The sequence below is a fragment of the Oribacterium sp. oral taxon 078 str. F0262 genome, from assembly GCF_000160135.1.
Lineage (GTDB): Bacteria > Bacillota > Clostridia > Lachnospirales > Lachnospiraceae > Oribacterium.
Genome location: NZ_GG729937.1, coordinates 38,434 through 65,290 on the forward strand (window position 1 = coordinate 38,434; position 26,857 = coordinate 65,290).

At 56.1% G+C, this 26,857-nt stretch carries 20 protein-coding genes and 1 pseudogene; 3 read left to right on the forward strand and 18 right to left on the reverse strand.

Annotated features, from left to right (window positions below):
• Position 1: 1 nt before the first annotated feature.
• The 3 genes from GCWU000341_RS11080 to GCWU000341_RS11090 are packed head-to-tail and all read right to left on the reverse strand — an operon-like array spanning position 2 to position 2,700.
• Positions 2 to 961 carry an L-lactate dehydrogenase gene (locus GCWU000341_RS11080; RefSeq protein ID WP_009216115.1) on the reverse strand — a complete coding sequence of 320 codons (960 nt, stop codon included), beginning with the start codon at positions 959 to 961 and terminating at the stop codon, positions 2 to 4.
• A 31-nt stretch (positions 962 to 992) separates the two neighbouring features.
• Positions 993 to 1,673: a methionine ABC transporter permease gene (locus GCWU000341_RS11085; protein ID WP_009216116.1), complete on the reverse strand. Its 681-nt coding sequence runs from the start codon at positions 1,671 to 1,673 to the stop codon at positions 993 to 995.
• On the reverse strand, positions 1,654 to 2,700 hold the full coding sequence (locus GCWU000341_RS11090; RefSeq protein WP_040654349.1) for a methionine ABC transporter ATP-binding protein: 1,047 nt from the start codon (positions 2,698 to 2,700) through the stop codon (positions 1,654 to 1,656). The genes GCWU000341_RS11085 and GCWU000341_RS11090 overlap by 20 nt, the downstream gene beginning before the upstream one ends.
• Before the next feature lie 778 nt (positions 2,701 to 3,478).
• Between GCWU000341_RS11090 and GCWU000341_RS11100 the strand changes: the two genes are divergently transcribed.
• Together GCWU000341_RS11100 and GCWU000341_RS11105 are read left to right on the forward strand one after the other, a co-directional pair.
• A complete protein-coding gene (locus tag GCWU000341_RS11100) occupies positions 3,479 to 3,751 on the forward strand; it encodes a type II toxin-antitoxin system RelB/DinJ family antitoxin (protein ID WP_040654309.1) in 273 nt (90 codons plus the stop codon).
• Positions 3,748 to 4,029: a type II toxin-antitoxin system YafQ family toxin gene (locus tag GCWU000341_RS11105; RefSeq protein WP_009216120.1), complete on the forward strand. Its 282-nt coding sequence runs from the start codon at positions 3,748 to 3,750 to the stop codon at positions 4,027 to 4,029. Before GCWU000341_RS11100 ends, GCWU000341_RS11105 begins: the two co-directional genes overlap by 4 nt.
• Before the next feature lie 337 nt (positions 4,030 to 4,366).
• Here the strand turns inward: GCWU000341_RS11105 and xdh are convergent.
• The 4 genes and pseudogenes from xdh to xdhA form a co-directional block, all read right to left on the reverse strand.
• Positions 4,367 to 6,954, reverse strand: a pseudogene (gene xdh / locus GCWU000341_RS14390) (selenium-dependent xanthine dehydrogenase).
• 131 nt (positions 6,955 to 7,085) lie between these two features.
• Positions 7,086 to 7,571 (reverse strand): xanthine dehydrogenase subunit XdhC, encoded by a 486-nt coding sequence (gene xdhC / locus GCWU000341_RS11115; protein ID WP_009216124.1) that lies wholly within the window; start codon positions 7,569 to 7,571, stop codon positions 7,086 to 7,088.
• Positions 7,564 to 8,454 (reverse strand): xanthine dehydrogenase subunit XdhB, encoded by an 891-nt coding sequence (gene xdhB, locus GCWU000341_RS11120; RefSeq protein WP_009216125.1) that lies wholly within the window; start codon positions 8,452 to 8,454, stop codon positions 7,564 to 7,566. Before xdhB ends, xdhC begins: the two co-directional genes overlap by 8 nt.
• Positions 8,455 to 8,526: 72 nt before the next feature.
• A complete protein-coding gene (xdhA, locus tag GCWU000341_RS11125; protein WP_040654311.1) occupies positions 8,527 to 10,950 on the reverse strand; it encodes a xanthine dehydrogenase subunit XdhA in 2,424 nt (807 codons plus the stop codon).
• Between the two features lie 518 nt (positions 10,951 to 11,468).
• Here xdhA and GCWU000341_RS11130 point away from each other — a divergent pair.
• Positions 11,469 to 12,821 (forward strand): uracil-xanthine permease family protein, encoded by a 1,353-nt coding sequence (locus GCWU000341_RS11130; RefSeq protein WP_009216129.1) that lies wholly within the window; start codon positions 11,469 to 11,471, stop codon positions 12,819 to 12,821.
• Between the two features lie 256 nt (positions 12,822 to 13,077).
• Here the strand turns inward: GCWU000341_RS11130 and GCWU000341_RS11135 are convergent, their stop codons facing one another.
• The 11 genes from GCWU000341_RS11135 to GCWU000341_RS12815 all read right to left on the reverse strand — a co-directional run bounded on the left by GCWU000341_RS11135 (position 13,078) and on the right by GCWU000341_RS12815 (position 26,609).
• Positions 13,078 to 14,601, reverse strand: a complete 1,524-nt coding sequence (locus GCWU000341_RS11135; protein WP_009216130.1) for a class I adenylate-forming enzyme family protein — start codon at positions 14,599 to 14,601, stop codon at positions 13,078 to 13,080.
• Positions 14,598 to 14,846 (reverse strand): acyl carrier protein, encoded by a 249-nt coding sequence (locus tag GCWU000341_RS11140; protein ID WP_009216131.1) that lies wholly within the window; start codon positions 14,844 to 14,846, stop codon positions 14,598 to 14,600. Before GCWU000341_RS11140 ends, GCWU000341_RS11135 begins: the two co-directional genes overlap by 4 nt.
• A 32-nt stretch (positions 14,847 to 14,878) precedes the next feature.
• Positions 14,879 to 16,252: a serine hydrolase domain-containing protein gene (locus tag GCWU000341_RS11145; RefSeq protein ID WP_009216132.1), complete on the reverse strand. Its 1,374-nt coding sequence runs from the start codon at positions 16,250 to 16,252 to the stop codon at positions 14,879 to 14,881.
• A gap of 6 nt (positions 16,253 to 16,258) precedes the next feature.
• Positions 16,259 to 17,275, reverse strand: coding sequence for a glycoside hydrolase family 5 protein (locus tag GCWU000341_RS11150; RefSeq protein ID WP_009216133.1), 1,017 nt, complete (start codon positions 17,273 to 17,275; stop codon positions 16,259 to 16,261).
• A 42-nt stretch (positions 17,276 to 17,317) separates the two neighbouring features.
• Positions 17,318 to 19,588 (reverse strand): glycosyltransferase family 2 protein, encoded by a 2,271-nt coding sequence (locus tag GCWU000341_RS11155; RefSeq protein ID WP_009216134.1) that lies wholly within the window; start codon positions 19,586 to 19,588, stop codon positions 17,318 to 17,320.
• Positions 19,589 to 21,196, reverse strand: coding sequence for a CotH kinase family protein (locus GCWU000341_RS11160; RefSeq protein ID WP_009216135.1), 1,608 nt, complete (start codon positions 21,194 to 21,196; stop codon positions 19,589 to 19,591).
• 137 nt (positions 21,197 to 21,333) lie between these two features.
• On the reverse strand, positions 21,334 to 22,017 hold the full coding sequence (locus tag GCWU000341_RS11165) for a DUF4956 domain-containing protein (RefSeq protein WP_009216136.1): 684 nt from the start codon (positions 22,015 to 22,017) through the stop codon (positions 21,334 to 21,336).
• Between the two features lie 296 nt (positions 22,018 to 22,313).
• Positions 22,314 to 23,030 (reverse strand): polyphosphate polymerase domain-containing protein, encoded by a 717-nt coding sequence (locus tag GCWU000341_RS11170; protein WP_009216138.1) that lies wholly within the window; start codon positions 23,028 to 23,030, stop codon positions 22,314 to 22,316.
• A gap of 19 nt (positions 23,031 to 23,049) precedes the next feature.
• Entirely contained in the window at positions 23,050 to 24,333 is a 1,284-nt protein-coding gene (locus GCWU000341_RS11175; RefSeq protein WP_009216139.1) for an alginate O-acetyltransferase AlgX-related protein, read from the reverse strand.
• 12 nt (positions 24,334 to 24,345) lie between these two features.
• Entirely contained in the window at positions 24,346 to 25,791 is a 1,446-nt protein-coding gene (locus tag GCWU000341_RS11180; RefSeq protein WP_009216140.1) for an MBOAT family O-acyltransferase, read from the reverse strand.
• A complete protein-coding gene (locus GCWU000341_RS12815) occupies positions 25,773 to 26,609 on the reverse strand; it encodes a GGDEF domain-containing protein (protein ID WP_009216141.1) in 837 nt (278 codons plus the stop codon). The genes GCWU000341_RS11180 and GCWU000341_RS12815 overlap by 19 nt, the downstream gene beginning before the upstream one ends.
• Between the last annotated feature and the right edge of the window lie 248 nt (positions 26,610 to 26,857).

Sequence of the window (26,857 nt, forward strand, 5' to 3'; positions counted from 1 at the left end):
TTTACAAAGTCAAAGCCAGCTTGTAGTTTTCGCTCATGGTTTTGCAGGATGCGCTGAATTTTTCCTCTTCCTCAGGGCTGAGCTTTAACTCGATGATATCAGCGATCCCATCCCGATTTAATACTGCGGGGACGCTGGCATACACATCCTTCTGTCCGTACTGCCCCTCTAAGAGAACGGATACGGGAAGGATTCGATTTTCGTCATGAAAAATGGCTCGAACCACCTCTGCAATGGATGCGGCGATGCCAAATTCTGTGGATCCCTTGCCTCCGAGGATCTTCCAGCCGCCCGCTTTTCCTTCCTCTGCGATGGCATCCGGATCGAGCATGCCATAGCTGTCCGGCCTTTCCTTTTGAAGCTGAGCCAGGGCTTTTCCGCCAAGTGTAACGGCGGACCACGCGACCATTTGGCTCTCTCCGTGTTCTCCCAGCGCGTAGGCATGGATGGATTTCTGATCCACGCCGGTCGCCTCGGCCAATGCCCGGCAGAGGCGGGCGGAGTCCAGCGTCGTGCCGGTAGACAGGATGCGTCTGGGAGGCCAATTCAGCTGATGCTGGATATAATGGGTGATGACATCGGCAGGATTTGAAATATTTATTATGATTCCGGCAAAGCCGGACATTCGTATCGACTCCGTGACCTCCTTCATAATGACGATCGTCTGCCGAAGCGTGTCCATCCTGGTCTGCCCCTTGCTGATATCCGGCAGAGGGCCGGCCGCCGTGATCAAAAGCTGGGCATCCGCGATCTCCGTGTAATCTCCCGCATGCACCTTCGCTCTGCTCGGAAGATACTTTACCGCATCGGAGAGGTCCAGGGCCTGCGCGGCGGCCTTCTTCTCATCGACGTCAATGTAGACGATCTCCTCGGCCAGGCCCTGTGAAATCAGGGAATAGCCGGCGTGCGATCCGACGTGTCCCGCTCCGATAATACCGATTTTTCTCTTTTGCAAATTCATTTTTTTCCTCCTTAATGCCTGCTCTTTCTCCTTAATGCCTGCTCTTTCTGACAATATGAGCGCCGATGCATTCCATCATACAGACGAGGATGAGCAGAACGATCACGGTCACATTGGTCACATCCGACATATTTCTGTCATGCCCGTAGCGGACGGCGAAATCACCGAGGCCGCCTGCACCGACCACACCGGCCATAGCGGTCAGGTTCAGAAGACTGATGGCTGTGATCGTGGTACTCCGTGCGATAGCCGCTATGCTTTCCCTCAAGTAGACACGAAAGATGATTTCTGCGGGACTGGAGCCCATGGAGAGCGCCGCCTCAATGAGCCCGGGATCCAACTCGGCCAAGGCGGTCTGCACCTGCCGGGTGAAAAAAGGAACACAGCCGAACACCAGCGGAACAATGGCCCCGCGCACATAAATCGCCGTCCCCATGATGGCACGAGACAGCGGCATGACCCATGTCAAGAGGATAATAAAGGGGATGGAACGGAACAGGCTGACCAGCTTGTCCAGGATCTGATAGACGATTTTATTTTCCAAAATGCCGTCCGGCTTCGTGACCGTGAGCAGCACACCAAGGATCAGGCCGAGGACAAAGGAGATAGCGCCTGACCAGATGAGCATCAAAAGGGTGTCACCGATTGCGGCATAAAAGTCCGGCAGCTTCGCCATGACATTGGGAATCCAGTTATTCAGAAATTCTTGCATCCTTGATCACCTCCAGGCCTACCTTCTTCTCAATGAGATATTTCATCGCTTCTTCAATCCGTTCCCGCTCTCCGCTGATGATCGCCACCGTTCCGCCAATGGGTGCATCCTCTACGATGCTGATATCCGCAAAGATGATATTCAGGGAAAGGCCAAACTTCTGTGATACCGTGGAGATCAGCGGCTCGGAGACATTTCTCTGTAAATAGGAGAGCCGAACGATCAGCTCCCCCGGCTGAAGCTGAACCACCGGGGAATTTTCAGAAAGCAGCTCCTCAATCTTCCGAAGATTCGAAGTTGTCTGGATGAAGTTTTTCGTGATCTCCTGTTCAGGCTTGGAAAATACATGAAATACCTCGCCCTGCTCCACCACACGCCCGTGCTCCATGACAGCGACGCGGTGACAGATTTCCCTGACCACTGCCATCTCATGTGTGATCATCACAATCGTAATGCCGAGTTTTTCATTCAGATGCTTCAGAAGCCGAAGAATAGACTTTGTGGTCTGGGGATCCAATGCGGAAGTGGCCTCATCGCAGAGCAGCACATTCGGCTCATTGGCCAAGGCTCTCGCAATCGCCACGCGCTGTTTCTGTCCGCCGGAGAGCTGAGAGGGATAGGCATTCGCCTTATCCTTAATACCCACAAGCTCCAGCAAGTCTGTCACCCTGTCCTCTGTCTCTTTTTTGCCGAGCCCGCTTCCCCGCAGCGGATAGGCTACATTTCCCGCGACTGTGCGGGACGGCATCAGATTAAAATGCTGGAAGATCATTCCGATCTTCTTTCGTGTCCTCCGAAGTTCACGCGCGTTCAAAGCCGTGAGCTCTTTCCCGTCTACCGTGACCGTGCCTCTTGCAGGCCGCTCCAGAAGATTGATGCATCGAAGCAGTGTAGATTTTCCCGCTCCGGAAAAACCGATAATCCCGAAAATCTCCGCTTTATCGATGGACAATGAAACATCGCGCAGCGCGTGAACCTGCTGCTGATCTTTCCCGAAATCCTTGGAAATATGCGTCAACTCAATCAAATCCATTCTCCCTTCAACGAAAAAAGCGGGGGGCCCAAAGGCTCCCCGCTTCAAATGCGTCCATCAACTCCGCTTATCCTTGCTTAGCAGAGACACATTCGAGTCCGGATCTTCCGGAAAGGCAGCAAATGAGCACACGAAACTGTGGGCATCGGCATCAGCATAGCCATGTCCATATCCATGCAGCTCATCATTCGAGAATTACGATAAAACATGCTCATGCCCCTTTCCTTTAAAATCCTGTATTTCCTGTATTGTGGCTTAGATGGTACTGCTTGTTCCCCGCAATGTCAATCAGAACTTCATCAATTTCACAAAGTCCGTCGTCTTCTCTAAAGCATAATCGCTTCGCAAATGGAAATTCATCGCTTTGCCCTGCTTCCTCCGCGGCGCTTACACATGCTCGGGCGCCGAAGCGCAAGAAGATTACTTGACACATTTTCTTCACAGAAGCTTTTATGCAGTCCGTTTCCGTGCGTCTCAGTATTGCCGCCTTTTGGGCATTGGAGGAAGCCCTCCGTCAGCAAAACATATGCGCCGCTTGTTCTGCCTTATCAAAACTGCTTACCACCATGTATCTGCATTTGGATCCTAAATTGCAATAACAAGTTGGACATCCTCCGCTAGGCAGTAGCCTGGTAGATTCGGTCGATTTCCTCCTCGAAGATTTCATCTGGGGTCCGGTTGGGATTCTTTGTGTCGATACAAAATATAATGACAATATGTTGATAGTAGACGAATAAATGTATATGATATAGATAGAATGGAGGTGTATATCATGGCTACTACGAATCTGAATATCAGAACCGATAAGGAAATAAAAGACCAGGCCGACAGAATTTTTTCCGAGCTGGGTCTGAACATGACCACGGCTATCAATATGTTCCTCAGAACGACGATCCGGGAAAATGGAATTCCTTTTGCACTTAAGCTGGATGTGCCGAATGAAACAACCGCCGCTGCAATTGAAGAGGGCAGGCGTATCGCTTCCGACAGCAGCGTGAAGGGCTGCACCAATATGGATGACCTTAAGGCGGCGCTGGAAGTATGAAGTACGAGGTAAAGTTTACAAACCAGTTCAAGAAGGATCTGAAGCTGGCAAAGAAACAGAACAAGGATCTGAATAAATTGTTTGAGGTCGTAAATATTCTTGCAGACGGGGGCACGCTGGATGCAAGATATCGCGACCATGATCTGTCCGGCAGCTATAAAGGAACAAGGGAATGCCACATTGAGCCGGACTGGCTCCTGGTGTATGAAATCCGCGATGAGGTGCTGGTGCTCATGCTATATCGTCTCGGAACGCATTCGGAACTGTTTAAGAAATAATCCGAGAAATCGGAGCTTGTGAATAGGGATTATGAGTAATATTATCAGGCTGAATGCCGTGGAGCAAAGAAACACTACAGGAAGATGTAACGTTCATGATGGGGGTAATCGGGAAAGCCGAAAAGCCGGAAATATCCGAAAAGCTTAACTACCGTCCGGACATGAGAATCCTCACTCTGTGGTTAAGGAACTTGTTATTGCAATTTAGGAAAATTATTTGAATCGTGAATTAGATGGAAAGGGTTAGAGCCAACAATGCAGGCTCTAACCCTTTTTTCTATGTTTATTTTTGTGTCAGCACTCAGATATCAGTCCCGTCGGCGATGCGGGTCCTTCCTCAGGATTTTTTCTTCCGGTAATAGGTGTTGTCCATCGGAAGCTTCGTCCGGAAGATCCCGTCCAGCGCATAGTAGGCTCCGGCGATCGCGGGCGCGATGGGGATCGAGGAGATCTCTCCGACTCCCTTTGCGCCGTAGGCAAAGGGAAGCTGCGTCTCTCTCTCCACATAGGTCGCATGGATATCCGGGATCTGATTCGCCCGGAGCAGTCCCAGGGTCCCGAGCTTTGCCGCGGGGATGCAGTCCTTCAGAGGAAAGTCCTCCGTCAGGGCATAGCCCATTCCCATCAGGACGCCGCCCTCGATCTGCCCCTGGATGGAGATCGGATTCACGACCTTTCCGGCATCGTGCGCCGCGTAGACATCGGTGACTTTCCCCTCCGGGTCGAGGATCACCACATTGGTCGCGTAGGCATAGGCCACATGGCTCTTCGGGAATTCCTTCTCCGCCCCGAGCTTGTCGGTCGGATCAAAGAACTCATAGAAAAACTCTCTTCCCTCGAGCTCCGAGATCCTTCCCCCATGCAGATCCAGCTCCTTTCGGAAGAGCTTCGCGACCTCCTTCACCGCCTCCCCGGTGATCAGAGTCTGCCGGGAGCCGGAGGTCGTCCCGGAATCCGGGGCAAATTCCGTGCTGCCGGAGCCGACCCTGAGCTTCTCGAGGGGAAGCCCCGTCCCACTGCTCAGCATCTGGAGGAAGACAGTCCGGCAGCCCTGACCGATATCGGAAGCCGCCGTATAGAGCACGGGGAGGCCGTTCTCCACGACCAGCCTGGCTCTTCCCTTGTCGGGAAGCCCGACGCCGACTCCGGCGTTCTTCATCGCGCAGGCGATGCCCGCATGACCCCGGTTGCTCTCATAGACCTCCTTCACCGCGAGGAGGGATTCCTTCAGGGCGGTGGACTCATCCGCGATCTGCCCGTTTGGAAGGACCTTTCCCGGCTCGATCGCATTCCGGAAGCGGATCTCCCAGGGGCTGATGCCGACCTTCTCCGCGAGCTTATTGATAATCATCTCGAGGGCAAATTCGCTCTGGCATACGCCGAAGCCCCGGAAGGCCCCCGCGGGGGATTGTTGGTGTAATAGCCAAAGCCCCGGATGTCCGTGTTCTGATAGCAGTAGGGTCCCACGGAATGCGTACAGGCCCTCTCCAGCACCGGTCCGCAGAGGGAGGCATAGGCTCCGGTATCGAAGTAGATCTCACAGTCCAGGCCGGTAAAGATGCCGTTTTCATCACAGCCGAGGGTAAAGGTCCCCTCCATCGCGTGGCGCTTCGGATGGAAATTGATGGACTCCTGCCGGGAAAACTTCACCTTGACCGGGCGGCCCGTCTTTAAGGCGAGCAGCACGGAGGTGTGCTGAACCGTCACATCCTCCTTTCCGCCAAAGCCGCCTCCGACCAGCTTGTTCTCGACGACGATCCTATCCGGGTCCCACTCCAGCATGTAGGCGATTTCCTTCCTGGTATCGTAAACCCCCTGATCGCTCGTCAGGACCTTCACCCCGTCCTTATAGGGGAAGGCAAGACCGCACTCCGGCTCCATGAAGGCGTGCTCCGTAAAGGGTGTCGTGAAGCTCTCCGTGACCTTATACTTCGATTCCGCAAGCGCCTTCTTCGCGTCTCCCCTTGTGACATGCCTTTTCTGGCAGAGGTTTCCGTTTTCGTGGATTCTGGGCGCGCCCTCCGCCATGGCCTCATGAATATTATGGACCAGCGGAAGGACCTCATACTCCACCTTCACGAGCTTCTTCGCCTCCTCCAGGATCAGCGGGGACTCCGCGGCGATCAGGCAGAGCGCATCGCCGATACACCTTGTGATATCGCCCTCCGCGATCATGACATCCCAGTCCTGCTGGATATGGCCGACCTTGTTTCTCGGGACATCCTCCGCCTTCAGGATGCAGACTACGCCGGGCAGAGCCCTTGCCCCTTCGGTGTCGATCTTTACGATGCGGGCTCTCGGGTACTCCGTCCTCACAGCTCCTCCGTAGAGCATGCCCGGCATGACAACATCGTCCACGTATTCCCCTTCTCCCAGCACCTTCTCTCTGACATCCACGCGGAAGGCGGAGTCCCCGACCGCATAGCCTCTCTCCCCCTCCTCGACCGCCTCGTCGATCTCGAGCTCTCCTCGGAGGATCCGGGCCGCAAGGTCGATCCCCTCGATAATCTTCTTATAGCCGGTACAGCGGCAGATATTGCCCCGGATCGCCTTCTTGATCTCCTCCTCTGTCGGAGCGGGATTTTGGTCGATCAGAGCCTTCGCGGACATCACCATTCCGGGGATGCAGAAGCCGCACTGCACCGCCCCGGCCCTTCCGAAGGCATAGACGAAGGCCTCCTTCTCCCGGAGACTGAGCCCCTCCGTCGTGATGATATTCTTTCCCGCGGCCTTCTTCGTGCTCATGATGCAGGAGCGCACGGCCTTCCCATCGATAATGATGGTGCAGGTTCCGCAGGCGCCCTCGCTGCAGCCGTCCTTCACCGAGGTGAGCCTGAGCTCATCTCTGAGATAGCGGAGCAGCGGCTGCTCTGTCCTGCATTCTCTCTCCTCCCCGTTCACCGTAAAGCGAAAAATCTCCTCCATCTTTCCTCCCTGATACTCTCTATCCCGGTTCTCCCTGCCCCATGCAGGAATCCGCGGCACAATACAAAAACGGCCACAGTCACAGCGGGCTGATGGGCATTGTGACAAATCCCCATCGCATTGCCGGAAGCTCAGTCCGCGGCCCCGCGAAGATGCTCCTCCACCGACCGCGCGACAGCGTCCAGAATCTTCTCGTAGCCGGTGCAGCGGCAGAGGTGCCCGGAGATCAGCTTCCGAAGCTCCTCCCTCGTGTAGCGCTTCCCGGTCCCGACGATCTCCACCGCGCTCATGATAATGCCCGGCGTGCAGAAGCCGCACTGCACCGCCGCCTCCTCGATGAAGGCCTTCTGGATCGGAGAGAGATCACCCTCCCTGCTCTTCAGGCCCTCCACCGTCATGACGGACTTTCCGTCCGCCCACATCGCGAGGTAGATGCAGCTGTCGATGGCCTCTCCGTCCACAAGCACGGTGCAGGCCCCGCACTCCCCGACCTCGCATCCCTTCTTCACGGAGCTTAGGTCCAGGCGATTTCTCAGAGTATCGAGGAGGGATTCCCGCTCATCGACCGCGATCTCTCTCTCCCGGCCGTTCACTGTGACATGAATGATCTTAAGCATGGATTTCACCTCCTGACAGCTTCACGGCCTCTGACAGCGCGCGCTTTGCGAGCTCCGAAATCAACTGCATGCGAAACTCCCTGGAGGCTCTCCAGGAGCTCCGCGGATTCACCTCCGTAAGAGCTGTCTCTGAGAAATCGGAGAGAAGCCCGGGGTCCGAGAGGCTCCGATTCTTAAGCTTCTCCTCCGCCTTCCTGCAGCGGATCGGCGTGGGCGCCGCGACGCCGTAGGCAAGGCGCGCCTCTTCGATCCTGCTTCTGTCCCCATTCAGCTTCACGCGGACCGCACAGCCGAGTGTGGCGATCTCCATCGCCCGGCGCTTTCCGTACTTGATATACTTTCCCGTCCAGCCCTCATAGTCCTCTTTTCGGATCAAAAAGCCGGTGCAGACCTCCTCCCGTCTTCGGACCGTTCGGCCCGGTCCGGTATAAAAGTCATGGATCGAGATCCTCCTCTCCCCCTCCGGTCCCGTGAGCAAAAGCTCTGTATTGAGGGAGACCGCGCTCGCCGCGGAGTCCGCGGAGGTCGCGCCGTTGCATATATTCCCCCCCATGGTTCCCATGTTTCGGATCTGCGGGCCGCCGACCATATCCACGGCCTCTCCCAGCATCGGAAGATGCTCCATGATCAGAGGATCATTCGTAATATGGGTAAAGCTCGTGCCGGCTCCGATCCAGATCGATTCGTCCGGAAGCAGCTTCACCCCCTTGATCTCCGGGATATTTTTCACAGATACGAGGGCTCTTCCCGCATCCTTTCCCGCCCTTACACGGATCAGGACATCCGTTCCTCCGTTAATCAGCTCGGCATTTTCATCCTCCGAGAGCGCCCTGACAGCATCGTCTACACTGCGTGCCTCATAAAAGCCTGCGATATCAAACATCTCCTGAACTCCTTCTATCTATCCTCTGCCAGCCCCATCCAGAGAGGGAAGCGCGGTCATGTCCTAAAGCGTCTACAGAAGCCCTCCTTCCTGGAAAGCCTCAATCAGTCTCTGACTGGTCATCGGGGCGACCTTCATGCCGATGCCTGTGGCCTGCAAAACGGCGTTTCGGATCGCCGGAGCCGCGGCGATCGTCGGCGGCTCTCCCAGGGATTTGTTGCCGTAGGGGCCCGTGGGATCCTCAAGCTCCACGAAGTCGATCCTCATATCCGGCACGTCCATCGCGGTCGGGATCTTGAAGTCCAGCAAGTTGTCATTCAGGACACGGCCCGTCTTCTCATCCACAAGGAGATCCTCCGAGAGCGCATATCCTATGCTCTGCGCGATTCCTCCGTGCACCTGGCCCTCCGCGGTCTTCCGATTGATGATGATGCCGGAGTCATGGAGCTCCACGAGATCCAGAATCTTCACCAGTCCGAGGGGAAGATCCACCTCGACCTCCGCGAAGCAGACGCCGGAGGAGAAGGTATTGTCCTTGCACTGGTTCGAGACCTCCGCCGTGATGTGGACCGCGCGGTCCAGAGAGTAAAAGGCGGTGTCCGCCAGGATCGAGAGAGGAAAGAGAGCTTCTCCCCCTTCCTTCAGGACGACGCGGGAATCCACGATCTCAAGCATCTCCGGCAGGATCTTCTCCTTGGGAGAGAGGGAGAGCTGAGAGCGGAGCTTCTCCTCCGCCCTGCTGACCTCCTTCGCATAGATCGTCTTCGAGATATCCTCCACGCTGTTGTTCAGCATATAGGCGGCATAATCGAGGATGCGGCTCCGGAATTCCTCCGCGACCTTCTTGCACGCCATGCCGGAGACATAGGTCTGGCGGGAGGCGTAGGCCCCGGTATCAAAGGGCGTCACATCCGTGTCCTGCGTGGAGACGATGTAGATCTCATCAAAGCGAAGGCCGCTCGTATCCGCCGCCATCTGGGTGAATACCGTATCCGCGCCCTGTCCGATCTCCGTCGCCCCCATGATGAGCTGCGCGGAGCCGTCCTGATTCAGCACCATGCGGGCAGAGGCGGTCTCCAGGGAGATGGGATGCACGCCCGTCTTATAGCAAAAGATCGCCATTCCGACGCCGCGGCGCTTCATGCCGCTCTCATGCCCGTACTTTTCCCTCTTCTCCGTCCAGTGAAAGAGCTCCGCCCCCTTCTCCATGCACTGCTTTAAGCCATAGGAGCGAAAGGTGATGCCGTTCCCCGGATCACGGAAGCCTTCCTCCATGCAGTTTTTCATGCGGAGCTCATAGGGATCCATGCCGAGCTTTTTCGCAAGATCATCCACCAGACACTCCGTGAACCAGATCGACTGCGGGATGCCGTAGGCCCGCATCGCCCCCGCCGTCGGGGAGCTCGTATAGACTGTCCAGCCATCCGCTTCCGTCCCCATGCGGTCCCGGTAGAGATCCTTAAACACCGTGCAGCAGTTCGCGCAGATCGCGTGCCCATGGGAGGCGTAGGCGCCGTTGTTCGCATAGGCGTCAAGACTCCTCGCGAGGATCGTGCCATCCCTTTTCGCAAGACCTCTCACATAGCCCGTGATCTTGTGCCGGGTTCTCGTAGAGATGATGGTCTCCTCCCGGGAGATCTCAAGACGCACCGGCCGTCCGCCGACCTGCATGCTCATAAAGGCGTTGAGCGGCTCATAGAGTACATCCTGCTTGTTTCCGAAGCCTCCCCCGATGTAGGGCTTTATGATCCGGACCTTCCCCGTGGGGATCCCCAGAGCCATGGCCGTGTACAGCTTCACGATCGCGGGGATCTGCGTGGAGCAGGTCACAGTGACCTTCCCGTTATTGTCCACATAGGCCCAGGAGACCGGAAGCTCGATGTGGCAGTGGGAGATCCTCGGCGTATCCAGCTCCTCCTCTACATAGACGAGCTCTTCCTCTCCGTACTCTTTCTTCGCCTCCTCGAGGGCCTTCTCGAAGGAAAAGTCCGCCTTTCCCATCGTCATATGGCTGTGCACGATCACATTGTCCTTACGGAGATCCGGATGAAGCGGCGTGGCCCCCTCCGCCATCGCCTGCTCCACCGTCGGGATCGCAGGATACTCCTCATACTCCACCTTGATCTTTCGGAGGGCCTGCTGCGCCGCGACCTCATCCTCCGCGATGACGCAGGCGATGTCGTCCCCATAGAAGCGCACGCGCCGGTTCAGGAGCCTCCTGTCGCAGATATCCTGATGCTTCTCCTCCACACTCCAGGGATGCCCCGCAGTCGGAAACTGGCAGTCCGGCACATCGAAGCAGGTCAGTACCTTTACGACTCCCGGCACCTTCTCCGCCTCGGAGATATCCATGCTTTTCACCAGACCATTTGCGATTTCCGAGTGCAGTACCTTCCCATGCAAGATATTCTTCGGCTCCAGGTCCGCAGTATACTTCGCTTCCCCGCACACCTTCGCATACGCGTCGACCCTGACCTTTCCCTGACCCACTTCCATGCTTATACCTCCTGATCCTTCCTGTTCCCTCATCTCATTATAAAAAATACGAAAGCGGGCGTCCATTAACAGTTCTTTCTAATAATCTCTCTTCGTTTCTGTGGACAAGCGACAAAAAACTTTTTTAGATCCCTTCCCCCTCTCTCTCCGATATCGCTAAAAATCTCTTTGAGAGCCCGATCTGTGAATCAAAACGGGCCGCGTAAATCCTATCTTTTCGTCAATGGAGCCTAAAATATTTTTTGTCATATTTTTGTCATTTGAGAAAAAAGCCTGCCCTTTTCCGCATCTCCGCCCGGTGGACATCATGCTGCACTTTCAGTATATTAGTCTTTATATTAGTCTTTGTCTTCTTGCCTTCTGTCCGCCCGGAGGGCACAGGAAGCTCCCGCTCCCTGCGCATGACTTTTATTCATAAAGGATGAGAAAAACACCGGGAAAAGACAGCCAAAGCTCAGGCAATCTCAGACAGAAGGCTTTCATTTTCGCGGTACCGGCTTTAGGAGGGGCCTTTTACCATGAGTCAGAAAAGCAGCGGGGCGGCCCGCATGGAAAACATCTACCAGCTGGACGGCAGGGTTCCGATCGGAAAGGCGATCCCCTTCGGTCTGCAGCATGTGCTCGCAATGTTCGTCTCCAATCTGGCGCCGATCACGATCATCGCCGGAGCCGCGCAGCCTGCCCTTTTGCCGGGACAGCTTGCAATGCTCCTGCAAAACGCGATGTTTGTCGCGGGAATCGCGACCATGATCCAGCTCTTTCCCCTCTGGAAGATCGGGGCCAGACTCCCGATCGTCATGGGTGTGAGCTTCACCTTCGTGACAATTCTAAGCAGTATCGCGGCAAACTACGGCTATCCGAGCATGATCGGCGCCGTGCTCGTGGGAGGGATCTTCGAGGGCAGTCTCGGCCTGCTCGCCCGCTACTGGAAGCACTTCATCGCTCCGATCGTCTCCGCGACCGTCGTGACCGCGATCGGCTTCTCCCTCTTCACCGTGGGGGCCCGTTCCTTCGGAGGCGGCTACAATGATGATTTCGGCTCTCTTCAGAATCTCTCTGTCGCGGGCATCACGCTTCTCACCTGCATTCTCTGGAGCATCTTTGCGAAGGGATACTTAAAGCAGCTCTCCGTCCTCGCGGGACTCATCGTCGGCTATATCCTCTCCGCTGTCCTCGGGATGGTGGATTTCAGCGGGATCTTCTCCGGCGGTCTCCTCTCACTCCCGCATCTCCTTCCCTTCCGTCCGGTCTTCCACCCCGGGGCGATCTTCTCCGTCTGCATCATCTTCCTGGTCTCCGCCGCAGAGACGATCGGAGATACCTCCGCCATGGTCTCCTCCGGTTTAAACCGGGAGATCACGGAACAGGAGGTCTCCGGTTCCCTGGGCTGTGACGGCTTCGCCTCCAGCATCTCCGCCCTCTTCGGCTGTCCTCCCGTGACCTCCTTCTCCCAGAATGTGGGGCTCATCGCGATGACAAAGGTCGTAAACCGCTTCACGATCGCGACCGGAGCCGCGGCCATGCTGCTCGCGGGCCTTCTGCCCCCCGTCGGAAACTTCTTCGCCTCCCTCCCGCAGTGCGTCCTCGGGGGCTGCACGATCATGATGTTCGGAAGCATCGTGAGCTCCGGCATCCAGATGATCTCCGCCTGCGGCTTCAGCCAGAGGAACATCATCATCACCTCCCTCTCCCTCGCGGTCGGAATCGGCTTTACGACGAGCCCGGAGAGTGAGATCTGGAAGAATTTCCCGCCTCTCATCCAGACGGTCTTCGGGGGAAACGTCGTCGCCGTGGTCTTTGTCGTCGCCCTCCTTTTAAACGGCATCCTGCCAAAGAACATGGAGAGCGGAAGGCTTCCGGTTCAGGAATAGCTTCTCCGGGAAAACGCGGTGTACAGCCAAGGAAAGGGGGAGTCGGCTTTCGCAGGAAGGCCGACTCCCCCTTTTCCCAGCTGTCCCTTCTCTCCCCGGGAGACAATTCTCTTTGAGAAGACTCAGGGATGCACCAAGCTGCCGCCCTGCCATTTTGTCCGTCCGCGCACAGGCCGTCTGCCGCCCCGGCGACTCGGCTTCGCCCGGGAGGCTTCAGCCGATCTCCCTTCGGGAGACACTTCTCTTCAAGAAGTGGTCAAGGACGCTCCGAGTCTGCCTGATGGCAGACTTCTGCGCTTTGTCTTCTCAGGAGCTTTCCCATCGCATTTTTCGGGAGCTCTTCCTCCGTGATCGAGAGCTCCTTGATCTGCTCCGCCATCGGAAGCCCCCGGTTCATCTCCTTCACATAGGCTCGAATCTCCCCTGCGAGCTCCGGCCTCTCCGAAAGGGCAGAGCTGTATATCTTCGCGGCGATTTTCTCCCCCTCCGAGAAGACGAGGCATTCGTCGATGAGGGGACAGGCGTAGAGCTTCTCCTCCAGCTCCTCCGGGGAGACATTCTCTCCGTTTGAGAGAATGATGATATTCTTGATCCGGCCCGTGACATAGAGATAGCCGTCCTCATCCAGCCTCCCCAGATCTCCGGTCCGAAGCCAGCCGTCCCGGAAGGCCTTCCGGTTCTCCTCCTCATTGTTCAAGTACGCCTTCATGACATTTTTCCCGCGCACGAGGATCTCTCCGTCCTCGATCTTCAGCTCGCAGTAGGAGGCGAGCTTTCCGCATGCGCCGTCCCGGTAGGCTCCGCGGTAGGTGACGGTTCCCGCCGTCTCCGTCATGCCGAAATACGTCCTTGGCTCGATCCCGAAGCTCCTCATCCCGCTTATGAGAGAGGCGTTCATCCCCGCTCCGAGGCAGAGGGCTTCCTCCGCCCTCTTAAGGCTCTTTGAAAGAGCAGAGGAGCGGGGAGCTCTCTCGATCAGCTTCTTCATCACCGCCGGGACCGTGATGAGGCGGTCGAAGCCCCCTCTTTCGAGGTCTCCCAGAAAGCGCTTTGCGCTGCTCAGATAGCAGCAGTCCCCCCGCGCCATCTCGTCCAGAATCCCGATAATGCCTCCGATATGATAGAGCGGGAGCATGTGGATCGAAGAAATCATATGGGAGAGGTCTGTGCTCTTTTTCTCCTCCCCGCTTTGGAAGAGCTCCCAGGCATAGACCGAGAGGTTCTGACTGCTGAGCTGCACGACCTTGCTCTTTCCGCTGGTCCCGGAGGAAAGCAGCATGAGGACGACCGCATCCGGATCCCCGTCGGAAAGCGGGGCCTCCTCGGAAGAGAGCCTGTGCTCCGAAAAAAGCTTCTCCAAGGAGAAGCTTCTCCCCTCCTCCTCGGGAAAATCCTTTCCGGGAAGCTCGGGGAGCTCCCGGAGATTTTCCCCGAGGAGGAGCGCGTCAAAACCGATCTCCCCCGCGATCTCCAGGATTCTCTCCGGGGAAAAGCTCTGGTTGAGCGGAATCACGGTATTGCCGGAGGCGATGATACCGAGATACTCGGCGAGATAAGCATAGGAATTCTCCGCGGCGATTCCGATCCGAAAGCGCCCTCCGCTCCGGCTCTTCCTCCCTCTTCCCCACGAGTCCCAAAAGGCCGCCGCCCTCCGGATATCTCTCTCCAGCTCCTCTGTCGTGACCTTCGCGGGCTCTGCCTGCTCGGGATCCGTGTAGAAAAAGGCCGTCCGCCCCCGGAAGGACGAGAAATACTGCTTTAAAAATCCGATCAGAGTCATCCCTGTTTTTCCATCCTTTTCATCACGGCATCCGCGATATCTCCGACGGTCTCCGTCTCCGCGAGGACTCGCTCCGGCATCCGGATATGAAAGGCGGATTCCAGCGCCCCCAAAAGATTATAAAAATCCAGGGAATCGATCCCAAGATCCTCCTGCATGGAGGTCTCCTCGTCGATCTCTTCCTGAGAGTCCATCACCTCCCGTATGATCGGGATCAGCTTCTCCAAAATCTCTTCTCTGTCCATATTCTAAAACCTCTCTTTCCCGAAACAGCGCCTCAGCTTCCCGCGCCCTCTGCCTTTTCCGTCTCCTTTGCTTCTCCCGCCTCCAAGGAGGAGGGCGGACTCATATCCTTCGCGGCTTTTCCCCGCTCCGAGGATAGCTCTGTGCCACCCTGTACCGTAGGTTCTGCCGCGCTTCCCTGTGCCGGGGCTCCTGTCATGCCTCTCTGTGCCGGAGATTCTGCCGCGTTTCCCTGCGCCGAGGATTCCGCCGCGCTCTCCTGCTCCGTGGAGGAGGATTCCAGAAAGCGGAATTTTCCGTCCCCACGGACTTCCTCACCCCCGATTCCATGCCGGAGCTTCCGCTCCGCCACGTAGTATTGCTTTGCGAAGCTGTAGAGCTTCTCCGCAAGCTTCGAAAGATCCGCATTCGAGCGATTGCTCAAGAGGATGATCTGCCCGTCCGTCTCTTCGTCATAGAAGATATAGGAGCGGCAATATTTTCCCGCGCCGCTGTGATGGAAAACCCTGCCCTCCTTGCTGAGACCCATGGTATAGCTTTTCCCGTCCGAAAAAATCTCATCCGGGTTTACTCCGGGAATCCCTCCCTTATACAGCGCATTCTGCCACTCATAGAGGTCGATGACATCGGAGCTCATCCCGCCCGCGCTGAAGCTGAAATTCGAGGAGTATTCCTCCCCGTCCGACTTCGTCTCTCCGTCATAGGGCTTTACCTCTGCGTCCTGCGCGGAGCTGCTGCTATGCGAAAGCCCCAGCGGCTTTAAGAACTCCGACTCGATATAGTCCCCGTAGCTCTGCCCGGAGAGCTTCTCGATGATTGCGCCCAGGAGAACATAGTTCGAATTGCTGTAGTGAAACTCTCCTCCGGTGCTTCCGTCCAGCTTGAACTGGAGAATCGCATCCACAAGCTCCGCTGTCTCTACTATCCCCGTGCCCCCGGAAAAGCGGGACAAAAAGTCCTGATCATCGGTATAGTTTGGGATGCCGGAGTTCATCTCGAGAAGCTGCCGGACCGTCACCCTGTCCGCATAGCCGCAGTCCGGAAAGAAGCGGCGCAGCGTCTCATCCTGCGAGAGCTTTCCCTCGGAGATCAGCCGAAAAACCGCGGCTCCCGTGAACTGCTTCGTGATGGAGTTGATGGGAAGGCTGCTGTCCCTCCCGATCTTCTCCTTCCCCTCCGCACTGATCCTTCCGTACCCGCCGGAGAAGAGAATCTTCCCGTCCTTAGACAGGAGATAGGAGCCGTGATAGCCGAAGCTTCGGAAGATCCCCTCCAGCTTCTTCTGATAATGCTTCTTCATGCTGCTGTAGGAACGCACCGAATACATCCGGAACACAAAGAGCGCTGCCAGTAAAAAGGCCGCGGCAATCAGTCCGGAAAATATCCTCTTGTTCCGTTCTTCCTTCATTTCGCTTCATCCCTTCTCGAGCTCCCCGCAGATAAAGGCTCCGCCCGGGGTCATATCCTTCTTCTCCCAGCCGCTCTTTTTCCCGGAGGAGGGGAGAATCATACTGTGTGCTTCCGGCTTATTCGAGAGAGACCAAAAGCACCAGCTGATATTGTTTTTCTTCAAAATGTCCAGAAACTGGGAGGCCTCACGGAAGGAGAGCCTGCTGTCCTGACTGCTCGAGATATGCTTATCATCCAGGGAGCCGTAGGAGATCCCCCACTCACTCACAAAGATCGGGAGCCCGCTCCGGATCAGCTTTTCCAGGTAGACGGACTTATAGTCCTTGTCCTTGGAGCAGTCCGAATAGAAATGCATGCTGTACATGAGATTCGGAAAATTCAGCGGTGCCTGGAGAGGGCCGTCCAGGTTGGCGCAGTACTCCGGCGTGCCGACGAGGATCAGCGCATCCGGGGAATTCTTCCGGATGATCGGGATGATCTCTTCCGCGTAGCTTCGGATATCCTCCCAGCTCGTCGCACCGTTTGGCTCATTGCAGATCTCATAGATCAGGCCCGGCTGATCCCGATAGCGCTCCGAAAGCTTTGAAAAGAAGTCCTTCGCAAGCTCCTTGTACTTAAGAGGTGTCTCCTCCCTTAAGACATGCCAGTCCGCAATCACGTAGAGTCCCTCGGAGAGCGCATTGTCGACGGCACTGTAGAGCCGCTCTGTATTGGTCTTCGGATCGACGCTGTAGCTTCCCGCCTGCTCCGTATACATCGCCGCGCGGAAGACATTGATGCCGTAGCCCTTCATGCTCTGCATCGCCTCCCTCGTGGTAAACTCCGGATACCAGTTCAGGCCGTGACTGCTCACGCCCCGAAGCTGGAACTTTTCCCCGCGCCCGTCACACAACGTTCCATCCTTTACCGAGAGCTTCCCGTGCTCTGCGACATAATTTCGGTTCTCCATGGCGCTCCCCCGGAGAAAGGAGAGAGAGAGAACGCCAAGTCCCACCGCCGCAGCCGCTGCAAAAAACTTCATCCCTTTCAACACTGTTCCCTCCTCCGCCTCTTTCCCGCTGTCCTATTTCTGCTTTTTCTCCCATTCCCTGAGCTTCTCCAGGAAGCTTTGGTTTTTCAGGAGCGCCTTCGAATTGGTGATTTTATAGATGCCGTTCCGGAGTCCGGAACGTTGACAGTTTACTTCATAGCCCGTGCCTTTGTAAAGCACCAGTCTCTTCGGAAGCCTCGCACCCTTCAAGGGGCTCAGCCTGAGATAGCGGTAATTGAAGTCCTCCAGCATCAGCTCCGTTCCGTCTTCAAGCCTGCATTTCACCCTCACGCGAAAGCGCGGAAGCCGCCTCCTCTGCTCCTCTCTCTCCCTCGTTGAGTTGTCCATGATCTTTAAGACATCGTCGAAGTAGCTCGTATCCTCGCTGAGCTTCTGCGGCAGCGGATTATCCCTGTCGTAGACGATCTGCATGTACTGCCTCTTCGTCTCCCAGTCCATTTCCCCGGAGAGCTTCACCCGGTAGACCCAGCGCTTCTCCTTCTTTTCGCGGTTGACGGAGATCAGCTCCCCGGAGAGAAGCGCAGTATAGTCTCTGTCCTTGATCCGGAAGCAAAGCTCCTTCTCCCCCTCCGTATCGAGCTCCAGCGCGCGGCTGCTCCAGAAGGCAAATCCCCCCTCGGAGATATCCTGAATCCGCCCTTCGAGCGGCTTTTCCCCCGCGAGGATCTCCAGCGGGATGTCCGCGCGGAAGCGCTCCGATCCCCGTTCATTGATCCGCCCCTTCATGAAGAAGATCGCCATGAGGAGGCTGAAGGAGTTCACGGCGATCCACGCCGTCATGATGATGAGGCCAAAGGCCCTGTGCAGGATCAGCGCCCGCATCGCAAAGAGCAGAGAGAGCAGGGAGATCCCGAGCAGGCAGATATGCGGAATCGCAAGGTAAAATTCATTTTGCTCGTTCAGATCCCTGGACTTCGCCGTGACGCTGAACTTCTTTTCATTGATGTGCAGCTCCTCCGCCCAGATCGGGATCAGCAGATAAGGGAACATGATCGTGTCGATCGTATTGCTCCAGCGGGCATCCCGGATCTCGCTGGACACATGCCGAAGGAGGAAGGAGTAGAGGATGTAGTAGGGCAGCCAGATGAAGAGAAGCTGCCGGAGATTCAGGACGACGAGCGGAATCCCGAGGAGCAGGAAAAAGACCGGGGACAGGATATAGATGAGTCTCCTGGAGAAGCTCTCCCAGTAGATGCGGCAGGAATAGTAGGAGAGCTTGAGCTGCGGGCTGAATTCCTTATTTGTGAGAAGGTGCACCTTCCGAAGGGAGTAAATGCAGCCCCTGCCCCAGCGGACGCGCTGCTTGATCAGGCTGGAGATGGTGATCGGCGCAAGGCCCTGTGCGACGACCTTCCGGACCGCGTAGCAGCGGTAGCCCCTGGCCTCGATCCGAAGCCCCGTCTCAAAGTCCTCCGTGATCGTCCCCGTCGCGATCCCCCCGACCTCCTCCAGGGCCTTCCGGGAGATCACGGTATTGGAGCCCGCGTAGAGGACGGAATTCGTGCTGTTCTTCCCGATATTCACCTGGCGGAAGAAATAGTCCTGCTCATTCGGGACCCTCTTCTCCGCGTAGAGATTGTACTGGAAGAGATCGGGATTATAGAAGGCCTGCGGCGTCTGGATAAAGCCGACCTCCTCCTTCTCATCGATCTCCTCCGGGCTCTTCTCAAGCCAGTTTCCCTCCTCATCCCTCTTCATCCTGGGAAGGAAGAAGTAGGGGATCGTCTCCATCAGGAAATTGCTCTTTGGGATCATATCCGCATCGAAGGTCGCGATCAGAGGGGAGTGAGACTTGGAGAGCGCGTTATTGATATTCCCCGCCTTTGCGAACTTATTGTTCTTCAGCCCGAAATACCCCACTCCAAGCTTCTTCGCGAGCTCCTCCACCTCCGGGCGCGCCGTGTCGTCGCAGAGGTAGACATGGACCTTCGAGGGATCCGGGTAGTGGAGCATCGTACAGGCATTCGCCGTCTTAAAGAGAAGCTCCGTATCCTCATTGTGCGTGGAGATAAAGACATCGACATCCGGGTACCAGTCCTCCGGGATCTCCGGCATCTCCGGCTCCCAGACATCCCTCTGCGCAAGATAATGCGTCATGGCCTCATAGGAGGAGAAGATCTCCGCGATCAGGAGCAAAAGCCCCCCGAAAAAGGCGAGCCAGCCCTCCTTCCCGGGAAGGGGCAGCGTGAAGAAGATCCTCCAGATGCTGTAGCAAAGCATCACAATACCCACGAAGATCCCAAGGCCAAGCGATTTCGTCCCGTCTCTTTTTTTCTCAGACATCTATTTCACCCTCTTGCCGATCACATAGATCGACGCGACAAAGCAGAGCACGAAGGCCAGCGCGAGCGCAGAATAGGTCCTCCTCTCCCTCTCCTCCATGGTCTCCGTCACGAAGCCGGAGAGGTAGTCGTCCATATACTGATCGAGCCAGAGCCCGTGTCCCCGGACCATATCCTTTAAGCGCACAAGCTCCTCCGCATAGGTCTCCCGGTTCCGGTCAATGATATAGCCGTGCCCCTCCTCTGCGGGCGCGAGCATATGCTTTTCCTTGTAGACCTCCCTCCAGCGGCTCCGATCTCTCTTCGAGGCATTGCCCAGATAGGCCACCGTGCTGTCGATGAAGGAGAGGACATTCTGCTCGGAGAAAATCCCCTTCCGAAGCTCCCGGTAGCGGCGCACGACCCGCTCATCGAAGGCGGGATCCCGGACGAGCCGCTCAAACCAGGGCCGCTCCGGCATGACCATATATTCCGCGCCTCCCGCCGCAAACTTATAGTTGTCCCAGCAGTTGTCGTAGTCCCAGAGGGGCCCCATGCTGAGCTTCCGGGAGGGATCCTGATAATAATAGGTGGAGTTATTCCCCGAATCATAATTCATGAAAAACTCATTGATCACGAAGTAATCCACGAAGGAGTCCACGTCGATGTACTGGGGATACTTCCGAAAGATCCTCCAGTCATCGCTGTAGAGCGTCTTCTCCACCGTCGAGAGCTCATCCTGAATCCGTTGAATCGCCTTCTCCGTGAGCAGGGATTCCTTCGGATATTTGAAGGTGAACCAGCCGTAGCAAAGCTGCGTATCCGAGGCCCAGGTGGAGAGCGTCGTCTTCGTCCGGTCCGCCCGGTCGCGGACGAGGATGAAGCTCGGGTGCTTCTCCCTGGGATCAAAGTCCTGGATATCCACATGCCCCTTCCCCTGCTTCACCGGCTCCGTCAGGAGATAGATTCCGCGGTAGTTATACTGCTCCCCATCCTTTATGAAGAGCTCGCAGAAGCGGCACTCCGGCGTATAGGGCATGAGCTGCCCGCCCAGATTGTAGGCGATATAATTTCTGATCTGACTCGCATCAAGGATAGAATTCGAGAGCACCCAGTCCTCGTCCTTATCCATGCCGAGAAGGGGATATTCAAGCTCCTTCCCCTCCTCATCCAGGAGCTTCAGACCGTACTGCTGCTTCTGAAAGGAGCGGGAGCTCGCCCCGCGGAGCTTGATCTTCCCGTGGTTCACAAAGGACGGCTGATCGGTGATATGATTCTGATCGTTCGCGTTTTGGATCAGACTGAAGTTCACGCTGATCCAGGGATCCGTGACCGCGGGGTCCCGGTACTCCCGGATCTGGCCGTCCCCCACCATCTTAAAGATATCCGGCGGAGTCTGTCCGTTCATGTCCAAAACGACGAGCGGAAGATGCGAGACGAAGCTCTCCGGGTCGACGCTCCCGTCTCCCGGCATGCTGTCCGGCCCGATCCCGGAATCCGCCCCCGCATCCTCCTCATGCTGATAGGGGCGGAACTTCGTGGAAAGAAGGGCCTTCCCGTAGCGGAAAACCCGAACAAAAAGAAGCAGGACGAGAAAGACCGCCGCCGCGCTTATCATTGATTTTTTCATTCCTGTCTGGACTCCTCCCGAAACGATTCCTCTCCGGATTCTTCCGGAGAGCTCCCCTTTCCCACTCTTAAGACAGTTTCTTTCCCTTGCCGCCGCCCGTCTCAGAAGGCCGCAAAATGCTGTTTTTCAGCGCTTCTCTAGCGGCTGATCTCGTCATTCTGGCAGACCAGGTTGACGGATTCCACGCCCTTTATCGCAAAGAGGAGAGCATTGATCTCTATCCCCTCGTTCTTTTTCAGGGAGAGATCCAGATTCTTCTTCGAGACCTCATAGATCAGCTCCGTCCTCTCCCTGTCGGAATTATCGACGCGGAACAGCGCCTTGTGGGAGAAATATTCATTCACCGTCTGCTGAATCTCCTTCGCATCCCTCTTCCCCCGGATCACGAGGAGATAGCGGTCATTATTCCGGACATTCCCAAGGAGCAGCATCGCAAAAAAGATCACCCCCGTTCCGATCCCGACGACCGCATAGTCCTGGATGCCGCAGCAGATCCCGGCCGCGATGCACCAAAAAATATAGGCGGTGTCCCTGGAATCCTTGATCGCCGTCCGGAAACGGACGATGGAAAGCGCACCCACCATACCCAGGGAAAGCGCGATATTATTTCCGATCACGCTCATGACGAGGGTCGTGACCAGGGTCAGCATCACAAGGGATACATTGAACTTCGCGCTGTATACCGTCCCGGAATGGGAGAACTGATAGGACACAAAAATAATTCCCGCGATCACGGCCGCCGCGAGAAAGCTCATTATAATATCTCCGGTTGACAGACTCCCGCTCTGTGTTGACAGATACTGATACAAATTCTCTTTCATTGATACTCCCCTTCCCAATCAAAAAATCAAGATCCACACCGCATTTTTCGCACCGCTGTGCTATTTATAATGAACCGCTCTCACCCCGGCCGCCAAAGCCGGCGCTGCTCTGCCTAAGCAATGGAAACACAGCACAGGCAAGGCGTTCTTCCATCTCCGCCGGTCCTCTCTTTGTCAGGCATCAGCCAGACGATAAACCGAACGCCCTTCGGAGCTGTCCCCGCTGTCCTGCTCCCATCAGACATCATACGGACGATCGGATAGTGAGCCGCACATCTCGGAGCCGTTCCCTCTCGTCAGGCGTCATCCAGACCATAGCGCCGCCCCGCCACATATTTGCTGAAGGACTCCTCCGTCATATCCTGCAGCTGCAGAGCATCCTTTACATAGCTTAGCAGGAAGTGATTGTACTTCACCTCCAGCACAAGCTGCGTCTCTGTATCCGCGGGATAGCAGAGGGAGGGGAGCGGAGAGAAGAGATCGAAATTCCCCTCCGAGGTCTCGATATGACTGTCAAAGGTGATGCGGATGCTGTTGACCGGCACGGCAAAGGCTCTCCTTTGATAATTGATGATGCAGCGGGGGCGGTAGAGCTCCTTCGTCATAATATAATAGAGCTCCATCGCAAGATCCTGTCCTGCCCCGAAATCCTCCTCGCAGAGGAAGCGGTAATCTCCGCCCGCCATCCGGATGGCCTGCTCTCTCGAAATAGAGAGAGAGACCTTGTGCTGATTTTCCCCTTGCTTTTGCTTTAGCTCAAGCTTAGCCTTCTGGTCCTCGGGACTGTAGATCCGGATCCGGATCTTTTTTCTGTCCCGGATTCCGTCCAGCTTGTCGAAGTAATCGTCGTCAAAATAAGAGTCAAAATAGAGGGAACGCACCAGATAGGGCTTATAGCCCTGGAACTCATCCCCGGGGAGAATCTTCCGAAGCTTCCCGTAGAGCGATTCCGCCACGCCCCGCTTCAGTACGAATTTCCGCTCTACTCTGCTGACCTCCGCCGCTATATCCAAGCCTTCCTCCTCTCCTCTGCTACTGCGCGTTCTCCGCCGCGTTCTTGGGCGGAGCCGCTCCGGCCGCGTCCGTTTTCTTCTCCTCGATGCAGAAGGGAAGCCCCTCATTGCTGAAATTATCCATGGCGAGCGCCAGGATGACATAGTCGAAGTGCTTCTCCCCTAGAACCATCTTCTCGATCGTCCCCTGTCCCGTGGGGTTGAAGTGAATCGACCAGGCGAGCTCGATCCTGCTGCACATCGGGGAGAGGAAGGTGGCGACGGGAGAGGAGTAGGAATCCCGGATAAAGGCGATCGAAGGCCCCCCGGGGTTCAGCTCATTCTCGATCCGGTCGAAGCGGACGATTCCCTGCAAATATCCGTTGTTCATCTCCCGCTCATAGGGATCCTTATAGTCCAGGTACTTCCGCTCGATCAGGGTGTGGGCCATATCGCCCTCCTTCTGCCCCTCCTTACCGCCGCGGTAGCGGTAATAATACTTGAACTTTGTGTCGAATTTCGGATAGATAAAGGTATAGTCATCCAGCGGGCCCGCATAGATCTCCCCGGTATCTCTCCCCTGAGATCCCATATAGATATTTTCATAGGTCTCCGTCCGGTAGTTTCGGATATCCCGGTAGAAGCCGTCCGGATCGAGCCCTGCGTTAAAATGCTGATTCAGATGCTCTATGAGCTTCCCCGTCGCAAAGAAGGCGGTGGGAACCGTCCAGTGATGGTCCGTCCGATAGAAGATATCGTCCATCCCCATCCCGGCGTCCTTCAGGATCTCCCGAAAATCCATATAGTCGACATCGTACCTCCGGAAGTAGCGGAGCACGTCGTCCCCGAAGCGGTTCAAGTCATTGTAGGGGATCCCATAATAGCCGTCCGACCAGTCCTTATTGTACTTCGTCGGATACATGATGACCATGAACTTCGTATCCTTCTCCTTCAGCTTATCCTGCAGTCTCCTCACCCTCCCAGCAAGCTCCGCCGCGGAGACATCGGAATTGTTGTAGAAATTCCCGGAGTAGAGAAAGCCCTTTTTGTCCCGCACGTACTTAAAGGAGTTCTCCTCGTTCTTCCCGAGGGCGCGGTAGATGCTCCCGTAGAGCTCGTTCCAGCGATGCCCCCCCGCGATATTTTTCGTGATAAGCCCGTCCACGGACTGCATGTATTCCTTCAGCTCCGCCGCCTTCTTCGGCTTCTCCAGCTCTGCGATGCCTCCCCGTATCGCCCCCCGCTCCCAGAAGAAGTTGAGGATCGAAAACGGGAGGAGCAAGAGGAGAAAGAGAACAGCAAATATTTTCTGATAGCGCTTCATCTCCGCTTCCCCCTAGAAATTGAAATAGATAAACGGATTATAGCCTCCCTTGGCCAGCACCAGCAGGGAGAAAAACAAAAAGGCCGAGAGAGAGAGGACATAGAGTGCCGCGCCGCCGCGAAAGAGTATCTCATGTCCCGGCAGATCCTCCGTTTTCTCCAGGATATAATCCCGGATCGGAAAGGCGAGGAGGACGGCCCCGAGGAGCGGAAGCCCGTATTCCTTCAGGAGCATCGGCACATAGGGGCTGTAGAAGCGGTTTCCGCCAAGACCAAAGAGGTCGGAGAAGAAGAGCGACATCTGCTCCCCGCTCTCACAGCGAAAGATCACCATGGCGAAGATGCTTGCCACAATGACGTAGACATGGCGAAGGGCCTCGTGCCCCTCCACCCTGTCGAGGCGGAACACGATCTCCAGCACGATCAGAAGGAAAAAGTAAAGTCCCCACCAGACATAGGTCCAGGCAGCTCCGTGCCAAAGCCCCGTGAGCAGCCATACGATGAAGAGATTCCGGATCATTTTGTCCATCTTCTCCGTGCTCCCGCCCCCGAGCGGCTTATAGACATACTGGCTGAACCAGGTCGCAAGAGAGATATGCCATCTCGTCATGAACTCCCGCACAGAGCGGCTCACGAAGGGATAGCGGAAATTCTCCTGAAACTGAAAGCCGAACATCCTTCCGAGTCCGATCGCCATGTCGGAATAGGCGCTGAAATCGTAGTAGAGCTGGAACATATAGCAGACCGCCCCGAGCCAGGCGAGAAGCACCGGAACCGGTATCGTGCTGTCCCCTCCCTTTGTCAGGTTGAAGACGGTATCCGCGACCACCGCCAGATTATTCGCGATGAGAACCTTCTTGCAGAGCCCCTCCGCGAAGCGGCAGATGCCGCCCGCGATGCCGTCCCAGTCGGAGCGGCGGTTTCGGATCTGCTCCGCGATCGTGGAATAGCGGACGATCGGTCCCGCGATGAGCTGCGGAAAGAAGGAGATATAGAGCGCGATATCCAAAAGATTCCTCTGCGCCTCCGTCTTCTCCTCGTAGACATCTATGACATAGGAGAGCGCCTGAAAGGTGAAGAAGGAGATTCCGATCGGAAGCGAAATCCCCGGGTAGGGCAGAAAGGCCCGCTCCATGATGCCGTTCACGGTCTCCACGATAAAGCCCAGATACTTAAAGACTCCCAAAAGGCCGAGATTGAAGACGCAGGAGGAGAAAAGGATAAGCTTCCGCACCCTCTCCTCCTTTGGAAAACGGAGAAGGAGCAGGCCGAAGATCCAGTTCATAAAGATGGACGCGAGCATGATAAGGACATAGATCGGTTCGCCCCAGGCATAGAAGATAAGGCTTGCCGCAAGAAGCCAGATATTCTGAAGTCTCCTGGAAAAGGAAAAAGCGTAATAGACGAGGAAGACGAGGGGCAGAAAATATAATAGAAAAACTATGCTCGAAAATACCATCCTGAATCCTTCTTTCTCCCTCTTCTCTCGTGCTTTTGATAAAACTCTCTCTTGTCCCGGTACATCCCGGCGTCCGCCTCGCGCTTTGCCTCCAGAATCTCGGCGGCGCTCTCCTTCCAGGAGAATCCGGTCGCAGCCGTAAGTGTATCGCTCTCCTCGAGCTCTCTTTTCAGCCTGCGGCAGCGCTCCTGAAAGCTCTCCCGCATCATGCCGGGGACGATCACGGCGAACTCATCCCCCCCGATCCGGTAGATCTGGCTCCTCCCGAAGACGGAGGCCAGGATGTCCGCGGCCTCCTTCAGGAAGCGGTCCCCCGCATCATGCCCCTCCCGGTCGTTGATCTCCTTCAGACCATTGACATCCAAGATCAAAAGCCCGACCGGAAGATCCGCGCGCTTCTCCAGCTCCCGGACCCTCTCCTCCATCGCATTTCTGTTGTTTACCCGGAGTAAAATATCGGTGTTTCCCAGGTAGAGGAGGCGCCTCATCCGGTTCATCCTCCCAAGCTCCGAGGAGAGAAAGCGGGAAAAGGCACGAAAAAAACGCCTCCAGCGAAGCCGGGAAAGAGGAGAAGGAAAGTGAACAAAAAGGGTCCCGGGCTTCTCCCGCTCAAAGCGGAGGGGAAGTCCCAGCACCCATTCCCTTCCTCGGCTCTCTTTTCCGACGAGATATTCCTTCTTTTCTTCTGTAAGCTCCAGTCTAAGGCAGACCGCCCCCGTATGGCGGAGTGCCAGAGAGAGAGTATCCCGAAGCCCTCCCTCGGTCCCCTTCTCTCTCATAGTCTCATAGGAGCGGATCAGCAAATCAAGGCCATTCATCCTCTCCTCCTGCTCCGGAATCTCCTTTTCCTCCTCCCGGACTGCTGCGTCCCGGGAAAAGGAAAAATGCCGATTCTCCTTCTCTTATGACACGTCCCCTCTCCGCGGAAGTTTGCAGAAAGCACAGGGGCTCTCTGCTCTCCCGATTCTCCGCCCGCCGCAATAAGAACTGTCTGCATCTCTCGAAGGCACTTTACTATGCCGATGATTGCCTGTCTATACTCTAAATCATAAAATATTTTTACGGT

Coding starts and splice junctions, on each gene's coding strand:
- GCWU000341_RS11175 (WP_009216139.1), bottom strand. CDS start 24,333: ATGAAGCGCTATCAGAAAATATTTGCTGTTCTCTTTCTCCTCTTGCTC.
- GCWU000341_RS11160 (WP_009216135.1), bottom strand. CDS start 21,196: ATGAAAAAATCAATGATAAGCGCGGCGGCGGTCTTTCTCGTCCTGCTT.
- GCWU000341_RS11105 (WP_009216120.1), top strand. CDS start 3,748: ATGAAGTACGAGGTAAAGTTTACAAACCAGTTCAAGAAGGATCTGAAG.
- GCWU000341_RS11150 (WP_009216133.1), bottom strand. CDS start 17,275: ATGAAGTTTTTTGCAGCGGCTGCGGCGGTGGGACTTGGCGTTCTCTCT.
- GCWU000341_RS11180 (WP_009216140.1), bottom strand. CDS start 25,791: ATGGTATTTTCGAGCATAGTTTTTCTATTATATTTTCTGCCCCTCGTC.
- GCWU000341_RS11140 (WP_009216131.1), bottom strand. CDS start 14,846: ATGGACAGAGAAGAGATTTTGGAGAAGCTGATCCCGATCATACGGGAG.
- GCWU000341_RS11130 (WP_009216129.1), top strand. CDS start 11,469: ATGAGTCAGAAAAGCAGCGGGGCGGCCCGCATGGAAAACATCTACCAG.
- GCWU000341_RS11135 (WP_009216130.1), bottom strand. CDS start 14,601: ATGACTCTGATCGGATTTTTAAAGCAGTATTTCTCGTCCTTCCGGGGG.
- GCWU000341_RS11085 (WP_009216116.1), bottom strand. CDS start 1,673: ATGCAAGAATTTCTGAATAACTGGATTCCCAATGTCATGGCGAAGCTG.
- GCWU000341_RS11080 (WP_009216115.1), bottom strand. CDS start 961: ATGAATTTGCAAAAGAGAAAAATCGGTATTATCGGAGCGGGACACGTC.
- GCWU000341_RS12815 (WP_009216141.1), bottom strand. CDS start 26,609: ATGAATGGCCTTGATTTGCTGATCCGCTCCTATGAGACTATGAGAGAG.
- xdhA (WP_040654311.1), bottom strand. CDS start 10,950: ATGGAAGTGGGTCAGGGAAAGGTCAGGGTCGACGCGTATGCGAAGGTG.
- GCWU000341_RS11145 (WP_009216132.1), bottom strand. CDS start 16,252: ATGAAGGAAGAACGGAACAAGAGGATATTTTCCGGACTGATTGCCGCG.
- GCWU000341_RS11155 (WP_009216134.1), bottom strand. CDS start 19,588: ATGTCTGAGAAAAAAAGAGACGGGACGAAATCGCTTGGCCTTGGGATC.
- GCWU000341_RS11100 (WP_040654309.1), top strand. CDS start 3,479: ATGGCTACTACGAATCTGAATATCAGAACCGATAAGGAAATAAAAGAC.
- GCWU000341_RS11165 (WP_009216136.1), bottom strand. CDS start 22,017: ATGAAAGAGAATTTGTATCAGTATCTGTCAACACAGAGCGGGAGTCTG.
- xdhC (WP_009216124.1), bottom strand. CDS start 7,571: ATGCTTAAGATCATTCATGTCACAGTGAACGGCCGGGAGAGAGAGATC.
- xdhB (WP_009216125.1), bottom strand. CDS start 8,454: ATGTTTGATATCGCAGGCTTTTATGAGGCACGCAGTGTAGACGATGCT.